This window comes from Rhodobacteraceae bacterium IMCC1335, from assembly GCA_039640495.1.
Lineage (GTDB): Bacteria > Pseudomonadota > Alphaproteobacteria > Rhodobacterales > Rhodobacteraceae > Thalassovivens.
The window spans coordinates 694,455-712,511 of the sequence record CP046864.1; the positions used below are offsets into that span (position 1 = coordinate 694,455).

Genomic DNA, 18,057 nt, shown 5'->3' on the forward strand with positions numbered 1-18,057 from the left:
TTTCGACTTATGTTTTAGAAGCAGTTTACCGCCTATAGCCAGAGATTTTCTATTATGCGAAGCTAAAGTTTTTCAGTGTTTTTTAGGGCTAAATTTAGGTGTCTTCCTCTGGCACCCTAAGGATGGAAAAGGTTTGCAAACATAAAATTTTAGCACGATCTCTCTCAGTGGGCTAAGGTTTAATCACCGGGTCCAACATTTGTAAGCCTTTTGGGAAATTTATAATTCGGCTTAAAATCTACAAAAACACCACCGGCAAGCGGAGCTGGATCAAGCCGCTGCGCCTTGATCGTAGGTGACTGAGAGCGCTGCGTTAAAATGGCGGATCTTTTTTTTCGCAAGCCGGGCCTTTATCCTCCATTGCGCAGGCTGGAAGAACTGGCAGATATGGGGGTTTTAGGCGTGGTCATGCAAAAATATATGGTGATAGAGCGGTTTAAAGCGAGGTGTCGGGACGCAGCCCATGAAAGGTTTCACAGGCAGGGTCGATTGCTTCCGAATGGGCTTTATTATTTGAATTCTTGGCTACATTAAGATTGGTTGATCTGCGATCTGCGATCTGCGATCTGCGATCTGCTGATGGAGATGTAGAGCTCTGTTTTGTTCGATCTTTGGTTTGAACGCTGGAACGATTTTGTTGAGTTCGACCTGGTGCCAATCGACGAATAAAATTTACTTGCCTCCGCTCTAAAAGGTAAAAGGTCTTTCTAAAAGCCCTTGTTAAAACCGCTTCGGTGTGCAGCCAGCTAAGTTAATTGAGTTCATCCGCCAGAATGATCGGAAAAAACACCCCATCGGAATAAATACCATACCAGGTTTGGCCCTGATGCTCGGCTTGTTCGCCCCGCTCGACCAAGCGGTAAAAGCTTTTGCGATCGATCAAAGCCTCTAGCCCGGCTCGGATATGAATATAGGGCGCGGGCTCTCCAGTTTCTGGGTGCTTTTCAACGCGAATTGGGTTTTCCCGCCCGGCTTGCGAAAAATCACCAACATGCGTTTCAAAGCACAAAACGGGCCTATCTGGGGTGCCGATATTTTCAAAATCCACAGCCACAAAAGGGGCGTCATCCACGGTGATTCCCACTTTCTCAACTGGGGTAACCAAGACGTAGCTATCTCCATCTTTGCGCAGGATGGATGAAAATAGCCGCACCAGCTCGAAGCGGCCGATGGGCGTGCCTTGATAAAACCAGGTGCCGTCGCGGGCGATGCGCATATCCAAATCCCCGCAAAACGGTGGATTCCACAAGTGGACGGGCGGCAATTTGCGCCCATCGCTGGCGGCTCTTGCAGCCTGCGCCAGCCCTTCGGCGCTGGGCGATGCCATTTTTTCTGCACTCATTGGTTTTGCCATTTTGTTTTGTCGCAATACACTCAATAACACCTATATATTTGTCAAAGGGGAAAAAGCCATGTCGTCGTCACGAGATATTGCGGATCAGATAGAGGATCTAACGGCAGATTTGGCCCAGATGAAGGCCGAAATTGCTAAGAAATTCATCGGTCAGAAATCGGTTATAGATCTAAGCCTGACCGCGCTGTTATCGGGGGGGCATGGATTGCTGGTCGGGGTGCCTGGGCTGGGAAAGACCCTGCTCGTGAACACTTTGGGGGATGTGCTGGGGCTGCACACCCAACGCGTGCAATTTACACCTGATCTGATGCCGGCTGATATTTTAGGGTCTGAAATATTGGAAACGAAGCCTGATGGGACGCGGCAATTTAAGTTTATTGAGGGGCCGATTTTCAGCCAGCTTTTAATGGCAGATGAGATCAATCGCGCAAGCCCGCGCACGCAATCTGCCTTGCTGCAAGCGATGCAAGAAGGGCAAGTGTCGATCGCCGGACAAACGCGCCCGCTGCCGCAGCCGTTTCATGTTTTGGCCACTCAAAACCCAATTGAACAAGAAGGAACCTATCCGTTGCCAGAGGCGCAGCTGGATCGGTTTTTGCTGCAAATCACTTTGGATTATCCAGATCGCGAGACCGAACGCGAGATTTTGCTTGAAACCACCGGGGTGGGGCAGGTGGGGGTTGCGCAGGTGTTTGATCCGGCTCGATTAATGGCGGCGCAAAAAGTGGTTCGCCAAATGCCAATAGGAAATAGTGTGGTTAACTTTATCCTTGATTTGGTGCGCGCGTGTCGCCCCGAGGATGCTTCTTCGTCAAAAGAGTTACGCGAGACGGTTGCGTGGGGCCCGGGGCCGCGCGCGGCGCAATCTTTAATGCTCTCTGCACGCGCCTGGGCGCTTTTGCAAGGCCGCTTATCGCCCTCGGTGCAGGATGTGCTGGCATTGGCGGTTCCCGTTTTGGCGCATCGCATGGCGTTGCGCTATTCGGCGCAGGCCAATGGTGTGGATTTGCCGGAGCTTATTCGCCGTATTGCAGATCAGCTTGATCACGCGCGCGCTGCGGCATGAGTTTAGCGGCCTCTCTTCATGGCAATGCGGGGCAATTGGCGGACCCATTAGGGGCGTTGCTGTTGGCTGCTGACCGCTTGGCGCAAAACGCGCTGATGGGCGGGCACGGCCGCCGCCGGTCGGGTATCGGTGAGGATTTCTGGCAATATCGGCCCTATCAACCGCAACAGGATACGCTGCAGGCAATAGATCACCGCCGCTCGGGCAAAAGTGACGGGTATTTTGTGCGCCATCAAGAATGGAGAACCGCGCAAGCGCTTCAGATTTGGGTGGATAGCGCGCGCTCGATGCAATTTTCATCTCAAACGGCCCCCTCAAAATTCCAGCAGGCGGGTGTTTTAGCTTTGGCGCTGGCGATTGCAGCTGAGAAAGCCGGTGAAAAAGTGGGTTTGGCGACCACAGGTTTGCCCCCAGCGCGCGGCCGTAAACAGATTTTCAGATTGGCGGATGCCTTTTTAAAACCTGGCTTTGAAGAATATACCACAGCTTTGGACCCGGCTTTCATACCGAATGCCCGCGCGGTTTTCATATCAGATTTCTTAGGAGATTTAGATCCGTTAAAACTGGCGTTGAGCAAAGCTGTCGATGCCGGAATTAATGGTGTGATATTGCAGGTTTTAGACTCCGCAGAGGTTGAGTTTCCCTATCGCGGGCGGGCTGTTTTTCAAAGCCCGCTGAAACGCCTGCAGCATGACAGTTTACAGGCGGCAGATTTGCGCGTGCAATATTTAGAGCGCCTGGCGGCGCGGCGCGACGGGTTGGCAAATTTGGCAAAAGCCGCAGGCTGGCAGCTGATCAGCTATGTCAGCAATGCAAATCCAATATCGGCCCTTTTACAATTGCATAAAGCGCTTGGCCAAGAGGGGCGCCGCCGCTGATGCCGGGTTGGAGTGTCATCGCGTTCAACGCCCCGTGGGTGCTTTGGGGGTTGCTGCTTCTGCCGCTGCTTTGGATTTTGCTGCGGGCTTTGCCGCCGTCGCCCGTACAAAAGTTGTTTCCGGCGGTGGGTTTGTTGCTGGGGTTGGAAGATGAAACCCAAACCAGCGCGCATGCGCCTTGGTGGCTGCTTGTTTTGCGCAGCCTGGCAATTGCGGCGGTTTTGATTGGGTTTGCAGGCCCGATTCTCAATCCGCAAACGCAGCTTGATCGCGGTCCAGACCTTTTGATCGTGGTGGATGGCGGATGGGCTTCAGCGCCCGAGTTTGAGTTTCACCGGGATGTGTTAAAGGCCGATTTGCGCAAAGCTGCGCGGGCGGGGCAACGGGTTGGCGTGATGCTGGCAACCGCTCCAAACCCGATTGCGTTTCAAAGCGCGCAGGCGCTGGCGCATGAAGTCGAAACGCTGCAGCCGCGCCCCTATGCCCCAGAATGGGCGCAGGTCAACGCGCAGCTTGAGGGTTTGAGAGGCGCCAAATTTGACACGCTTTGGCTGTCAGATGGTTTGGGCTATGACGGCGCGCGTCAAGACATCCTGCAGCGGTTGCGCGCGGCAGGCGCGGTGCGTTTGATCTCTGCGCAGAGTGAAATTTTAGCGCTGGGCGATTTGCAATACGCGGCAGGACAGGTCTCTCTTAGCCTGCGCCGGAGCGCGCATGGATCGGATCGGTCGGTGGCTATTTTGGGAATTGGCCGCGATCCTGCAGGAACAAGAACGGTCTTGCTGCGCGAAACGGTTAACCTGATCGCCGGCGAAACAGAGCAGGAGATACGGTTTAAAGCGCCAGCAGAAATTTTATCACGGCTTGAAAGGTTTGAGATTGAGGGGCAAGATCATGCGGCGGCGCTTTATTTATTGGGCAATCAAATTAAGCGCGCCGAAGTGGCCCTATTTGGCGGGCCGGCAAGCGCCGAAAACTTGGATCTTTTAGATCCGCTGCATTTTGTTCAAAAGGCGTTGGCGCCAAAAGTGGCCTTTATTACAGGGGCGTTAGAGCAGGTTTTACTGGCCAATCCTGATCTTATCATTTGGACCGATATGCTGCCTTTGGCCGATCCTGAACCGCTGCTGGATTGGGTGAAAGCTGGGGGGACATTGGTGCGGTTTGCGGGCCCAAGATTGGCGGCTGCAAATCCAGCGGCCTTGCGCGAAGATCCTTTGCTGCCGGTCGTGTTGCGGCAAGGCGGGCGCCAGCTTGGCGGCGCAATGAGTTGGGACCAACCCAAAGCAATTGAGCCCTTCGCGCTTGATGGTCCGTTTTCCGGTTTGACCCTTCCCCCTGATATTCGCGTGAGGGCCCAGGTTTTGGCGCAACCCAGCCCAGATTTGGCCGCGCGCGTTATCGCCCGGTTGCAAGACGGAACGCCACTGATCACCCGCAAAGAAGCTGGTTCGGGGCAGATCGTCTTCTGGCATATCACTGCCAATACAGACTGGAGCAACTTACCCCTAAGTGGTTTATTCTTGGATATGCTAAACCGGCTGAACGCGGCGCGGGGCTGGCAGGATGAGGTGCCGTTGGCGGCGGGCTCGGTATGGAGCCCGGTTCAGGTTCTGGATGGCCTTGGTGAAATAGTGGATGCGGATTACTTGCCAGGAATCGCTGCTGAGTTGTTACAGCAGCGGCGCTTTGGCGCGCTTAGCCCGCCGGGCTTATATGAATTTAAGGGGCAGCTGGCGTCTCACAATCTTGAGCCAAAATCTGCAGATTTGGTGCCCATGATCTGGCCGGACTGGGTACAAAAAGTGGATATCACGCAACAGACACGGGATCTCAGCGGGTGGTTTTTAAGCGTGGCCCTTATTGCTCTGGCGGTGGATGTTTTGGCCAGTTTGGCGCTGAGTGGCCGCACCATAATCGCGGGGGCGATTTTGGCCACCGTCACTTTGGTTCATAATCCAATCGCTGTTCATGCCCAAGACAGGCTGCCCAGTGATGTCACAGCGGCCAGCTCAACGGTGACGTTGGGGCATGTCATAACGGGGGATTCAAAGCTGGATCTTTTGGCTTTTCAAGCCCTGGATGGGCTATCGCGCCGAATGGGCGAGCGCACATCGGTTGAGCCAGGGCAACCGCGGGGCGTGAATTTGGACGAGGATGAACTGGCGCTGTTCCCGCTTTTATACTGGTTGATCAGTCCCGATCAGCCAGCGCTGAGCGCTAAAGCGGCTGATAAATTGAACGGATTTATGCAAACGGGCGGTGTGCTGTTTATCGATACGCGCGATGCCGATCTTGGCCAGATCACAAGCCAAAGCCGCGAAAACCACGTGTTGCGGCGCCTCGCGCGCATCTTGGATGTGCCTGCGCTTGAGCCGGTGCCAGAGGGGCATGTGCTGACGCGCAGTTTTTATCTATTGCAGGATTTTCCGGGCCGGTTTCGAAATGGCCCGCTTTGGCTGGCTAAAAGCATGGCGAGTGACGCTGGTGAAAGCGGCTTGCCCTTTCAAGTGCGCAATGACGGAGTGACCCCGATATTGATTGGCAGCAATGATTGGGCCGCGGCCTGGGCGGTCGATAGGCAGGGGCGCGCCTTATACCCCGTGGGCCGCGGATATATCGGGGAAAGACAGCGCGAAATCGCGTTTCGCTTTGGCATTAATCTGCTGATGCATGTGTTGACCGGAAATTACAAATCCGACCAGGTGCATGTTCCTGCATTGCTTGAGCGGCTTGGGCAATGAGCTATAGCGTTTTCCTTGATCCTTTATTGCCACTGCCGGTTTGGATCGGCCTGTTGGTGATCTGCGCGCTGGCGGGTGGGATTGGTTTGCTGCGGGGATTGCGGGGCTGGGCGTGGCGTATGGCTGCGTTTTTGCTTTTGCTCGGGGCTTTGCTAAACCCGCAATTGCTCCGCGAGGAAAGAATTCTGAAACCCGATATTGTGCTGCTTTTAAAGGATCAAACGGCTTCGAACCGTTTGGCTGGCCGCATTGCGCGCTTAGAGGCGGCCGAAACGGTTTTAGAGCAGACGCTTCAACGCCAATTCGGCGTCGAGGTGCGTAAAATTTCTATAGAGGATCGCAAAGAAGAGGGCACTGCGCTGTTTGCGGCGTTGCGCGAAGCCTTGGCGCAAGAACCCGCGGGCCAAATCGCCGCGGTGATCGCCTTGTCTGATGGGCAAGTGCATGATCGCCCGCTGCCCGGATTTTCCTTCCCAGCGCCTTTTCACATGCTGCTCACGGGCGAAAAGGATGAGTTTGACCGCAAGTTAGAGATTAAAAATGCCCCGGCTTTTGCTATTTTGGGTGAGCCGGTCACGGTGACGTTGAAAATTGAAGAGAGCGGGGCTGTAACCCGGGCCGATCCGCGCGCAGATGTTTTCATCTCGGTGGATGGTGCGCCGCCAACGCAGTTTAACCTGCCGGTCGGAACCGAGGTTGATGTGGAATTATCAGCCCTGCATGGTGGTGAAAATATTTTTGAATTTCGCGTAGAGCCCTTGGCGGGAGAAGTCAGTGAAAGCAACAACGCAGCGATGCTGTCCGTGAACGGCGTGCGCGAGCGATTGCGGGTTTTGCTTGTCTCGGGCGAGCCGCATCCGGGCACGCGCACATGGCGCAACCTATTGAAATCGGACAGCTCGGTGGATTTGGTACATTTTACAATTCTGCGCCCGCCGGAAAAACAAGATGGTGTGCCGGTTGATGAATTATCCTTAATCGCCTTTCCAACCCGCCAGCTCTTCTTAGAAAAAATTGACGATTTTGATTTGATTATTTTTGATCGTTACAAGCGGCGCGGTATCCTGCCACCGGCCTATTTGCAGAATATTGTGCGCTATGTCGGCGATGGCGGTGCTGTTTTGGTGGCGGCAGGGCCTGAATATGCTTCAGCCAATTCGTTGTTTCGATCTCCCTTGCAGCCGATTCTTCCGGGGGCACCCACCGCGCAGGTGATTGAAAACGGGTTTTTGCCGGCTTTAACCGAATTTGGGCAGCGCCACCCGGTGACGGCGCAATTGCCAGAGACTGGCGATTGGGGGCGTTGGATGCGCCAGATTGAATTGCTGCCGCTTGAAGGCGATGTGATTTTAAAGGGCGTTCAAGGCCTACCACTTTTGACGTTAAACCGGTTTAAAGCCGGGCGCGTGGCTTTATTGGCCTCTGATCACGCCTGGCTGTGGGATCGCAATTTCGAAGGGGGAGGGCCGCAACAGGAATTGCTGCGCCGCTTGGCGCATTGGCTGATGAGTGAGCCAGAATTGGAAGAGGAGGCGCTGCTTGCAGAGCAATTGGAGGAGGGTGTTTTGATCACGCGACGCAGTCTAAACGCCGTGGTAGATCCGGTTGAAGTTGTTGCGCCGTCTGGAATTTCTCAAAAGCTTTTCCTAGAAGAACGCGCGCCGGGTCAGTTTCAAGGCCTTTATAAAAACACCCAAACCGGGCTTTTTAAGATGTCGGACGGAGCGCTCGCGCGCGCTTTTGCGATTGGCAGCGCCACCCCCAAAGAGTTTGAAAACCCGCTCAGCACTGCCGGCCTGGTGTTGCCAATCATAAAAGAAAATTCGGGGGGCGTTTTTTGGCTGCAGGAGGGTCTGCCGCGGGTAAGAGCCGTGAATACAGGGCGTACCGCCGCTGGGCGCGGTTGGCTTGGGATCACGCCCCGGCAGGCTTATGAAAATGTACAATTGAGCCAGTTTTCATTGGTTCCGGGCTGGCTGGCGGCGTTTTTGGTGTCTTTAATTGGGGTGCTGGCCTGGCTGCGCGAGGGTCGAAAACGCGCATAGTCTTTTTTGTTGTGCCGATGCGTTCCTGATTGATCTGTCGCATGCCGCAGCCGGCACCGGATCTCAATGTTAATCTGGTGCTGGTATCTTTACGCCACCCCGTAAACCTTCAGCGGAAGCTCCGCCGGGGAAGAGCGGATGATGCTTTCTTTTTAAGCAAACATATTGTAAATAGCCAAAATTGGTTATAAAAGCTTACCAATAAGGAGAGTTTTATGCAGATGCCCCGGCCAAATCCCGATGTTTTGACGCGCAAAGCTGAATTGGTGCGCCGGTTGCATGCTCTATTGCCAAGCGATTCTGTGATCTCGGATCCTGTGGAAACCAAAGCCTATGAATGCGATGGGTTATCGGCCTATCGGTGCCCCCCTATGGCTGCGGTCTTGCCCCGCAGCACGCAAGAAGTCGCTGCCGTTTTAAAGCTATGTCACGAGATGAATGTGCCCGTTGTGCCGCGCGGGGCGGGAACGTCATTGGCCGGCGGGGCCTTGCCAACCGCAGATAGTCTTATTTTGGGCGTGGCGCGGATGAATGACGTGCTTGAAACCGATTATGAGAACCGCGTTATCAAGGTTCAAACGGGGCGCACCAATCTCAGCGTGACCGGCGCGGTTGAGGCGCAAGGGTTCTTTTATGCCCCGGACCCTTCCAGCCAGTTGGCCTGCGCGATTGCCGGTAATATTGCGATGAATTCTGGCGGCGCGCATTGTCTCAAATATGGCGTGACATCGAATAACTTGCTGGGGGTGAAAATGGTCACCATGCAAGGCGATATTATTGAAATTGGTGGTGCCCATCTTGATGCGGCCGGTTTGGATCTTTTGGGGGTGATTTGTGGCTCGGAAGGGCAATTGGGCGTGGTGACGGAAGCAACGCTGCGGATTTTACACAAGCCAGAAGGCGCGCTGCCGGTTTTGATGGGCTTTGACAGCAATGAAGTGGCTGGGGCCTGCGTGTCGGATATTATTCAGGCGGGGGTTTTGCCCGTGGCAATCGAATTTATGGATCGCCCCTGCATCGAAGCGACCGATGCGTTTTCCGGCGCCGGCTATCCTGATTGCGAAGCGCTTTTGATCGTTGAGGTCGAAGGCAGCGGTTTGGAAATTGAAGAGCAATTGGAAAAAATCACGGCGATTGCCAGCCGCCATAATCCGGTAGAATTGCGGCAGGCGCGGGATCAGGATGAGGCCGCACGCATCTGGTTGGGGCGTAAATCTGCCTTTGGCGCCATGGGGCAGATAAATGATTATATGTGCCTGGATGGCACAATTCCGGTGAGCGAATTGCCTTATGTTTTGCGCCGCATAAGCGAGTTAAGTCAACAATTTGGCCTGGCCGTTGGCAATGTTTTCCATGCGGGTGATGGCAATATGCACCCGCTGATCTTGTATGATGCCAATAAGCCGGGGGATCTGGAAACCTGCGAAGCCTTTGGCGCTGAGATATTAAAACTATGCGTCGAAGTTGGTGGCTGTTTGACCGGAGAACACGGGGTTGGTGTTGAAAAACGTGATTTGATGAATGTGCAATTTGATCCAATTGATCTAGAGGCACAAATGTGGCTCAAGGATGTTTTTGATCCTAAATGGTTGCTCAATGCAGCCAAAGTTTTTCCGCTTGAAAGCGCGCAGGCGCATCGCGCAGCGCAGCTTGCTGCTGAATAATCCAACGTTGGAAGCATGATTATGACGCCGCAAACCACAGCTGATCTTTCAGATATTTTGCGCGCTGCAGAGGCTCCTTTGCGGATCGTTGGCGGCGATAGCCGCGGCATTGCGCCCAACGCGGGGGCGACTCTTCAGACCACGGGTTTGGCGGGAATCAAAGCCTATCAGCCGGGCGCATTGACTATGGTCGCAGGGGCGGGCACCTCGCTGCAAGAGGTTGAAGATACGCTTGCTGCGCAGGGTCAACGATTGGCGTTTGAGCCGATGCGCTATCACAAAATACTGGGCAGCCAAAAGAGCTCTACCATCGGGGGGGTGTTCGCGGCCAATATCAGTGGGTCGCGGCGTATTCAGACGGGCGCGGCGCGGGATTTTTTGCTGGGCATCGAATGCGTAGACGGCCAGGGTCAGGTTATTCGCAATGGCGGTCGGGTGATGAAGAATGTCACCGGATATGATTTGGTGAAATTACTCTCTGGCAGCTGTGGCACTTTGGGCGTGCTGAGCGAGGTGGCCTTTAAAGTGCTGCCCGCCTCAGAAACCGAAACCACCTTTGTTTTGGAAGGGCTTGATAGTCAGCAGGCGGTCAAAGCGATGACTGGCGCTTTGGCCACCCCCTATGATGTGTCTGGCGCCGCGTATGACATGATGGCTCAGAAAACATATATCCGCATTGAAGGTTTTTTGAAGTCGGTTGGGTATCGGGCTGAAAAACTTTTTGAAATGTTGGGTCGTTTTGGCGCCCAGATATCGCGCCTGCCAAAAGACGCCTCTGCTGATTTATGGCATTCTATACGCAATCTTGAGGCCTTGGCCGATCTTCCAGGCGATATTTGGCGCATTTCTGTCAAACCTAGTGATGCGCCTGCGGTGTGTCAGGCAGCAGGCCTGCAGAAGGGCTTTTTGGATTGGTCAGGTGGGTTGATCTGGGGGGTTTTGGAGGCCGGTGCCAATCCGCGCCCAGCTTTGCAGGGGTTTGGGGGCCATGCGACCTGCATCCGTGGCCAAAAGGGTGCGCTTCCCCGGTTTCAGCCAGAGGCTCCCCAGCTTGCCATGCTGAGCAAAAAAATTCGCCAGAAATTTGATCCGCGCGGGATTTTAAACACTGGCTTGATGGACTGAGATATGCAAACTTTTTTCAACGAAGACCAGTTGCTGGAAACCGATTTTAAACGCTCAAATGAGGTTTTACGCGCCTGTGTTCATTGCGGTTTTTGTACTGCGACATGCCCGACCTATCAAGTATTGGGCGATGAATTAGACAGTCCGCGCGGGCGCATTTATCTGATCAAGGACATGCTTGAAAACAACCGTGTGCCAGATCAAAAAACCGTAATACATATCGACCGCTGCCTGTCCTGTCTGGCTTGTATGAGCACATGCCCCTCGGGGGTGCATTATATGCATCTGATCGATCATGCGCGCGCTTATATCGAAGACAAGTATAAACGTCCGCTTTTTGAGCGCCTGTTACGCTGGGCTCTGGTAAAAATTTTACCCTATCCGACGCGGTTTAGACTTGCTCTTTTGGGGGCGAAAATAGCGCGGCCTATTGCTCGGTTTTTGCCCGATCCACGGCTGCGCGCGATGATTGCGATGGCGCCAAAACAGGTCCCTCCTGTCAGCCGCAATGATGATCCGCAAAGCTTTGCGCCAAGCATCGCGCGCAAGAAACGCGTTGTCTTGATGACTGGTTGCGCACAACGCGCGCTGAATACGGATATAAACGATGCGACCATTCGTCTGCTGCAGCGGTTGGGCTGCGAAATTGTTATTCCGCAGGGGCAGGGGTGTTGCGGTGCCTTAACGCATCATCTTGGCAAAACCACCGAAAGCCATGCGGCAGCCGCGCAAAATATTCGGGCCTGGCAAGGCGAAATAGACCAGGGCGGTTTGGACGCTGTGGTGATCAATACAAGCGGCTGTGGCACCACGGTAAAAGATTATGGCCACATGTTCCGCGACAGTGATTTGGCGGAACAAGCCGCGCAGATTTCAAAGCTTGCGATGGATGTATCCGAGCTTTTGATGCAGCTTGAAATGCCCGAGCTAGAGCAGAAAAATATCAAGGTGGCCTATCATGCGGCCTGTTCGCTTCAACATGGTCAGCAAATCAAAACATTCCCCAAAACGCTTTTGCAAAAGGCTGGTTTTACGGTTTTGGAACCTGCAGATCCGCATTTATGCTGTGGATCGGCGGGCACCTATAATTTGATGCAACCAGAGATATCCAGCCAATTGAAAACGCGCAAAGTGGCAAATCTTGAAGCCTTGCAACCCGATATCATCGCTGCGGGTAATATTGGCTGCATGATGCAAATTGGATCTGGAACCGCCGTGCCTGTTGTGCATAGCGTTGAGCTTTTGGATTGGGCGACCGGGGGGCCGCAACCGGCGGCGTTGCAGGAAGGCTATGCCTCGCATGGTGATGGAATTCCACGTCTGCGCTGAGCAGTTTGCCCTTTCGGAGCCTCCGATCATCGTTTAGCCATGGGTGCATGCGCTCTTGGTTTTTAACAACATATTATTGGATGCTGGCGTGGTGCCTTATCTGCTATATTGGGCTGGCACTGCCCAGCCACGCCGAAGAAAGCCATCTGCTCTCGCAAAAAGAAATCGCGACCCTTCTGCCCTCGGTTGGGCGATTGTCAATTGATCAGGGTGACGGGTTTTGTACGGCGTCTTTGGTGTCAGATAAAATCATTGTAACGGCCGCGCATTGTCTTTTTGACAGCGCCACAGGGCAGCCATTTTCTGCAGAAAAACTGCACTTTCAGGCTGGGTGGAGCGCAGGAAAAGCCTATTTCACAACAGCGATCAAGCGCGCTGTTACGCATCCGGATTATCAGTTTGAAGATATGTTTTTTGAGACTCGCCGGATCCGTAACGATATTGCGCTGCTTGAATTGAAAGAGGCAGTACCTGTCGGGGAAGCCATGCCGTTCAAGGTGGATGATTTCCCCGCTTTGGGTGCTGCTTTGGCATTGGTCTCTTACCAACGCGGTGAATCTGACGGGCCGCATATACAACAAAATTGCCGCGCAGCGGGTGATCAAATTGGCATGCTTGTATTGGCCTGCGAGGTTACATTCGGATCTTCTGGGGCCCCGGTTTTTTACAAATATCCCGATGGGCGTTTTACCATGGTCTCGCTGATTTCTGCCAAAGCACAATTGAATGGTCGGGATGTTGCGCTGGGCCCGGCGCTGCAGCCAGCTTTGGCGCGCATGTATGCGCGGCTTTACGCCCGTCCATAACTTTCCGGATTATTTTTTGGCTTCTGGGGGGCTTGAAACTGTAAAAGTACATTCCCACTTATCCATCACAGGCGCCGCAAAGGGCCTGCTTTTAACCGCTCTGGTCTACAAAAGACAGGGCCCCACGTTGTTGCTTCAGAAAGGACAACCTATGAGAGATTTTGACTTTACACCGCTTTATCGTGCCAGCGTTGGCTTTGATCACATGGCCGCACTTATGGATCGGCTGGCCTCAAATCAGACCACGCAATCAAGCTATCCGCCTTATAATATCGAGAAAACCGATGCAGAAACCTATCGGATCTCCTTGGCTGTGGCCGGCTTTTCGGATCAGGATTTAAACGTTGATGTTAAAGAAAACACACTGAGCATTACTGCACAGAAGCCGCAGACCGAGGCGGAAGGGCGTTATTTGCATCGCGGTATTGCCACGCGATCTTTCGAACGCCATTTCCATTTGGCGGATCATATCCGCGTGAATGGTGCCAGCCATACCGACGGTATGTTGCATATTGAATTGAAGCACGAAATTCCAGAAGCTTTGAAGCCGCGCAGGATCGAAATTTCCTCGGGTGACGGGGCAAATGCGCCGCGCCCCGCTTTGAATTGATATGTGCTCAAGGTGAAAAATGAACCATGCCATGGCGCGGTCTAAATGTTTTGAAAAGGGCCTTTTAGGGGCCCTTTGTCGTTCAGCGGGGGATGATCAGCGCGCTGCAAAACCGCGCGTATTATAGATAAAGCAACGCTTCATATTGCGGCGCGGGCGCGTAAAAACAACGAAGACATTATGTTCAAACCCAAAGCCGGTCGGGTTATGGGATATGGATTGCGGCAGGCTATGCTCTAGACACCAATTGCGAATAGCGGTTCTTGCCCTAGGATCATGCTGGCATTTTACGAAATGCTATTCGTCTTCCAGATCTTGGCGTACGGCGTTTTGCGACATTAAACGGCGGGTTTCATCCATCCGATCAAAGGTTTCATCCAATCGGAACCGTAGATCCGGCGTGTATTTCAGCGATAGGTTTTTTGAAATTGCACGGCGTATCTCATGTTTATTTTTGGCCAAAAGGGCGATCATTTCCGGCCCTCCATTGCCGCCCAATGGGCAGGCATAAACGGTGGCAATTTTCAAATCAGGTGAGGTGCTGACCTCGCCGACAGTCACTGACATCCTGTTGAGGTCTGGGTCGTGAATATCGCCGCGTATCAGGATGTCTGACAAAGTGCGGCGGATCAATTCGCCGACGCGCAATTGCCGTTGAGACGGGCCAAGCCCATCATGAAATTTATTCTTTCCCATAGATTTGCTCTACGCGCTTCCTTGGGCTTTGCCAAGCCAGCTTTGGCAGGTTATGAGGAAGAAAGTCAGAAAAACAGGAGCGTATTATGTCAGATCTGATTGGCGTTGCCATAACCGGAGTGTCTGGGCGTATGGGCCAAATGCTTGTTGAAACCGTGCATGCCAGCGACACCGCTAGATTGGTTGGGGCCTTAGAGCGGCCCGGTCATCCATGGGTTGGCCAAGATCTGGGGCGGGTAATGCAGAAATCGGAAACAGGTTTGATTGTGCAGGATAACGCGGAAAACATATTTGCCCAAGCCGATGTTGTTATTGATTTTACCAGCCCTGCGGCAACAGTGGCGTTTGCAAAGCAAGCTGCTCAAACTGGAACCGCCCATGTGATTGGAACCACGGGGCTGAGCGATGAGGATCTTGCAGTTGTGGCAAAAGCCGCCGAAGCAACGGTGATTGTACGCGCAGGAAATATGTCTCTGGGGGTAAATCTGTTGGTGCAGCTTACGAAGAAAGTTGCAGCTGCGTTAGATGAAGATTTTGATATTGAAGTGATCGAAGCCCATCATAACAAGAAAGTCGATGCGCCCTCTGGCACAGCGCTGATGCTGGGCGAAGCGGCTGCAGAGGGGCGCGGCATTGATCTGGCGCTGGTGCGCGATAGCGGCCGCGACGGTATCACCGGTGCGCGCCAAAAAGGCCATATCGGGTTTTCCGCCATTCGCGGGGGGATATTGTTGGAGAGCATGATGTGCTTTTTGCGGGGGCTGGCGAGCGGATCACCCTGCGCCACGTGGCCACTGACCGGTTGCTTTTTGCCAAAGGCGCGTTGAAAGCTGCGCGATGGGCGCAAAATAAACCCGTAGGTGAATATAATATGCTGGATGTTTTGGGCCTTTAGTCTCATGCAACACGCAAATGTGATTTGCTTCATCGGATCAATGAAATACGTCACCATCATAACAAACGTTTCAGGGTAAACAGCATGCGTGGTTTATTTTTTGGAATATTTACCAGCGTCGGTATGGTGCTCTTTTTGCCGGTCAGCGCCTGGGCCGAATTTGTTGTATTGTCCAAGCGTGATCATTTTTTATCTGTCATTGAAGGAAAAGACTTAAAGCGCCCGCTGATCAGTTTGCAGGTGAGGCCAGATGGAACAATAACGGGCAAAGCGGCGGCTATGAAAGTGACGGGCACTTGGGTTTGGGAAGATCGGTATTTTTGCCGCGTGTTATACTGGGGTGGAAAAACATTCGAGCATAATTGCCAAGCAGTCGCATTGAATGGCGATAAGATACGATTCACCACGGAAAAAGGCGCAGGCGAGTTTGCCGATTTCACCCTAAAGTAGAAATATTTATTTATTTATTATTTATAGTTGTAATTTCGGCGGTGATCGGTATAGTATTGTTCAACTTTCTATGGAGAGCGCACCATGATCAAACGATGTTCGAGAGAGTTCGCCAGCCTGGATGCTTTTTACCCTGCTTGTTGGTGATAACGTTCCGCTTAATTTGCCTTTAAGAGGCCAGAGCCCCTTTTAAATTATGAGTTGTTATGTTTGAGCATTTTCGCCTGTTACAGGGTAAGAATGCGCTTCGTATGTTCAGGCCGGCTGATCCAAGTGATCTGGCGCGCCAAAAGCATGAACCAGTGCCAAAGCCATCCCTCAACCCGGAAAGGCTGTCGAAGCGCATGACGCGGCACATCCAAAACTGGAGTCGCGCGGTTTTTCGCCGTAAACGCCCCTAAAGCTGCAGCCGCCTGAGTAACTGTGGTCGCGCATAATTTAACACGCGCGCATATAAAGCGCCGCAATCTTGCGGCGGTGGCGCCAGCAGGGCAAGCCAATAAAATTGCAGCTCGATGCCCCCATCATCTGGGGCGAAATGGATCCATTGATTTCGTTTGCAAAGCAGATCGAGGCTATAAAAATACCAAATTTGTCCGCAAACCATTCGGGTGTTTTTTCCAATGAAAAATAATGGCTGTTTTGTATCGATACCACTTTCTTCAAAGAGTTCGCGCCGCGCTGCATCTTCTGGACTTTCTGACGGTTCAACGGTGCCTTTGACCAGCTGGATACCGGCAAGCGGATGCCGGAGCATTAAGATTTCTGGCGTCGCATTTGAGCATCGTGAAACAATAGGGCAAACCTTTTGCACGATAGGTTTGCTCATATTTTAAAAGGGGCCATACTGGCGCGGGCCAATTCATCCGCCCGTTCATTTTGCGAATGCTTTGCATGGCCCTTGACCCATTCCCATGTTACCTGGTGGTGGCTTTGCGCCAGATCAAGCCGTTGCCATAGCTCGGCATTTTTGACCGGTTTTTTCGCCGAGGTGCGCCAACCGTTGCGCTTCCAGCCATGAATCCATTGGGTGACACCATTTTTAACATAAGTGCTATCGGTCACGATGGTCAGCGTGCTGGCGCGATCCAGCGTTTCAAGCGCCATGATCGCGGCCATCAGCTCCATTTGATTATTGGTTGTTGCACCATCGCCACCGCTTAATTCGCGCTCTTTAACGATTTTACCGGCTTGGATCGCTTGCAACAAAACACCCCATCCACCGGGGCCCGGATTGCCCGAACAGGCGCCATCGGTATAGGCAAAAAGCTCAGTCATCGAAAACGCGCGTATGGACAATTGCCCAATCTGATTGGGTGCCATCCAGCCCAATACTTTTTCCCTCTATATGGTTCAGCCAGTCAAATTTTGCCTCTGTCAGCAAGCCGCGCAACTCTGGCAGGCTATAATAGGTATAGAGCCGCCCTAGGCTATCGCGCCGCGATCCGCTACCCAGTTTTAAGGCCAGCGTTAAACAGCCCTTGGGTTTAAGCGCATGTTGAATGGCCATTAACAAATCTGGCATTCGGTCACGAGGGGCGTGCAACAAGGAGAAACTGGCCCAAACCCCATCATAGTGATGCAGCGCTTGAAACTCTTCAAAACGCGCCTGCCATGCCTTTATTCTTGGATCGGCTTGTGTCAGTGCAACCATCTCTTTTGAAGCATCAAAAGCCTCAACTTCAAAGCCCTGATCTGCAAAGGCGCGAGCAAAGGCGCCGGGCCCGCAACCATAATCCAAAACCCTTGCTCCGGGAGGGAGTTGAGCTGAAAAATCACGCATTGCTTTATCCTGCTGAGGATCAGGTTTCAACGCGGCGTAATCTTGTATCTTGGAATCATAAACAGCGATGGTTTCCTGATCGGCTGCCATTACAAACCCCCTAAGCCCAAACAGCCAAGCACCAAAGCAGTCAGTAACACCCGCAAGCGCATCCACCATGGCGGTGCCAAAGATTGGGCCCAAAAAAACCAATCCAAAAGCAGCAGGCCAGCAAATCCAGTCATTAGGTTTATTGAGGCCGAGCTCGGGCCATTGCCAGTCATAAAAAACGCCCATAAGGCGGGTAAAACAGATAATATATAGCCAATTGTGGCCTGTCGGCCGGACGTTTTTGTCGCGAAGCCCCAAAGTACGCCAGACATGAAGGACAGGATAATTGCCCCGTAATAAACTTGCACATAGGGGCCGTTGAACCGCGGACCAATTGTGCGCAGGGTCCAAAGGCTTAAAGCATCAGAATAAAGCGTTGCCACGCCCCAGAAAAATGGCAGCAGGCCGGCCAAGCCCAAAACCAACGCGGAGCGTGGGATGTTTACCATTTGTGAGGATCTCGGGCTTTGGCCTTGGCCATCGGCTTTAAACGAGAGGGTGAAGCTTTTCGAAGCCCCTTAT

Annotated in this window: 16 protein-coding genes and 1 pseudogene; 11 read left to right on the plus strand and 6 right to left on the minus strand. The window is 53.0% G+C overall.

The window, feature by feature from the left end:
- Positions 1-751 precede the first annotated feature (751 nt).
- A complete protein-coding gene (locus GN241_03365; protein XAT56483.1) occupies positions 752-1,342 on the minus strand; it encodes a DUF1285 domain-containing protein in 591 nt (196 codons plus the stop codon).
- Positions 1,343-1,412: 70 nt separating this feature from the next.
- Between GN241_03365 and GN241_03370 the strand changes: the two genes are divergently transcribed.
- The 9 genes from GN241_03370 to GN241_03410 all read left to right on the plus strand — a co-directional run bounded on the left by GN241_03370 (position 1,413) and on the right by GN241_03410 (position 13,621).
- Complete coding sequence (locus GN241_03370) at positions 1,413-2,420, plus strand: AAA domain-containing protein (protein XAT56484.1); 1,008 nt, start codon at positions 1,413-1,415, stop codon at positions 2,418-2,420.
- Positions 2,417-3,298 carry a DUF58 domain-containing protein gene (locus tag GN241_03375; GenBank protein XAT56485.1) on the plus strand — a complete coding sequence of 294 codons (882 nt, stop codon included), beginning with the start codon at positions 2,417-2,419 and terminating at the stop codon, positions 3,296-3,298. Before GN241_03370 ends, GN241_03375 begins: the two co-directional genes overlap by 4 nt.
- Positions 3,298-6,042: a DUF4159 domain-containing protein gene (locus GN241_03380; protein XAT56486.1), complete on the plus strand. Its 2,745-nt coding sequence runs from the start codon at positions 3,298-3,300 to the stop codon at positions 6,040-6,042. The genes GN241_03375 and GN241_03380 overlap by 1 nt, the downstream gene beginning before the upstream one ends.
- Positions 6,039-8,087, plus strand: a complete 2,049-nt coding sequence (locus GN241_03385) for a hypothetical protein (protein XAT56487.1) — start codon at positions 6,039-6,041, stop codon at positions 8,085-8,087. Before GN241_03380 ends, GN241_03385 begins: the two co-directional genes overlap by 4 nt.
- Positions 8,088-8,302: 215 nt before the next feature.
- Positions 8,303-9,751 (plus strand): FAD-binding protein, encoded by a 1,449-nt coding sequence (locus GN241_03390; protein ID XAT56488.1) that lies wholly within the window; start codon positions 8,303-8,305, stop codon positions 9,749-9,751.
- Positions 9,752-9,772: 21 nt separating this feature from the next.
- Positions 9,773-10,876: an FAD-binding protein gene (locus GN241_03395; GenBank protein XAT56489.1), complete on the plus strand. Its 1,104-nt coding sequence runs from the start codon at positions 9,773-9,775 to the stop codon at positions 10,874-10,876.
- 3 nt (positions 10,877-10,879) lie between these two features.
- Positions 10,880-12,205, plus strand: a complete 1,326-nt coding sequence (glcF, locus tag GN241_03400) for a glycolate oxidase subunit GlcF (protein ID XAT56490.1) — start codon at positions 10,880-10,882, stop codon at positions 12,203-12,205.
- A gap of 47 nt (positions 12,206-12,252) precedes the next feature.
- Entirely contained in the window at positions 12,253-13,011 is a 759-nt protein-coding gene (locus tag GN241_03405; protein XAT56491.1) for a trypsin-like serine protease, read from the plus strand.
- 151 nt (positions 13,012-13,162) lie between these two features.
- The gene (locus tag GN241_03410) at positions 13,163-13,621 is read left to right on the plus strand and encodes an Hsp20 family protein (protein ID XAT56492.1); all 459 of its coding nucleotides are present in this window, start codon (positions 13,163-13,165) and stop codon (positions 13,619-13,621) included.
- Positions 13,622-13,918: 297 nt separating this feature from the next.
- Here the strand turns inward: GN241_03410 and rbfA are convergent, their stop codons facing one another.
- Positions 13,919-14,317, minus strand: coding sequence for a 30S ribosome-binding factor RbfA (rbfA, locus tag GN241_03415; GenBank protein ID XAT56493.1), 399 nt, complete (start codon positions 14,315-14,317; stop codon positions 13,919-13,921).
- 86 nt (positions 14,318-14,403) lie between these two features.
- Between rbfA and GN241_03420 the strand changes: the two are divergent.
- Positions 14,404-15,212 (plus strand): annotated as a pseudogene (locus GN241_03420) (4-hydroxy-tetrahydrodipicolinate reductase).
- A gap of 123 nt (positions 15,213-15,335) precedes the next feature.
- Positions 15,336-15,662 carry a dihydrodipicolinate reductase gene (locus GN241_03425; GenBank protein XAT59163.1) on the plus strand — a complete coding sequence of 109 codons (327 nt, stop codon included), beginning with the start codon at positions 15,336-15,338 and terminating at the stop codon, positions 15,660-15,662.
- A gap of 397 nt (positions 15,663-16,059) precedes the next feature.
- Here GN241_03425 and GN241_03430 read toward each other — a convergent pair whose 3' ends face one another.
- From GN241_03430 to GN241_03445, 4 genes are read right to left on the minus strand one after another with little or no spacing between them, the layout of a single operon-like run.
- Positions 16,060-16,491 carry an NUDIX domain-containing protein gene (locus GN241_03430; protein XAT56494.1) on the minus strand — a complete coding sequence of 144 codons (432 nt, stop codon included), beginning with the start codon at positions 16,489-16,491 and terminating at the stop codon, positions 16,060-16,062.
- Positions 16,488-16,940 carry a ribonuclease HI gene (rnhA, locus tag GN241_03435; GenBank protein XAT56495.1) on the minus strand — a complete coding sequence of 151 codons (453 nt, stop codon included), beginning with the start codon at positions 16,938-16,940 and terminating at the stop codon, positions 16,488-16,490. The genes GN241_03430 and rnhA overlap by 4 nt, the downstream gene beginning before the upstream one ends.
- The gene (locus GN241_03440; protein XAT56496.1) at positions 16,933-17,535 is read right to left on the minus strand and encodes a methyltransferase domain-containing protein; all 603 of its coding nucleotides are present in this window, start codon (positions 17,533-17,535) and stop codon (positions 16,933-16,935) included. Before GN241_03440 ends, rnhA begins: the two co-directional genes overlap by 8 nt.
- Positions 17,535-17,984 carry a DUF3429 family protein gene (locus GN241_03445; protein ID XAT56497.1) on the minus strand — a complete coding sequence of 150 codons (450 nt, stop codon included), beginning with the start codon at positions 17,982-17,984 and terminating at the stop codon, positions 17,535-17,537. The genes GN241_03440 and GN241_03445 overlap by 1 nt, the downstream gene beginning before the upstream one ends.
- Between the last annotated feature and the right edge of the window lie 73 nt (positions 17,985-18,057).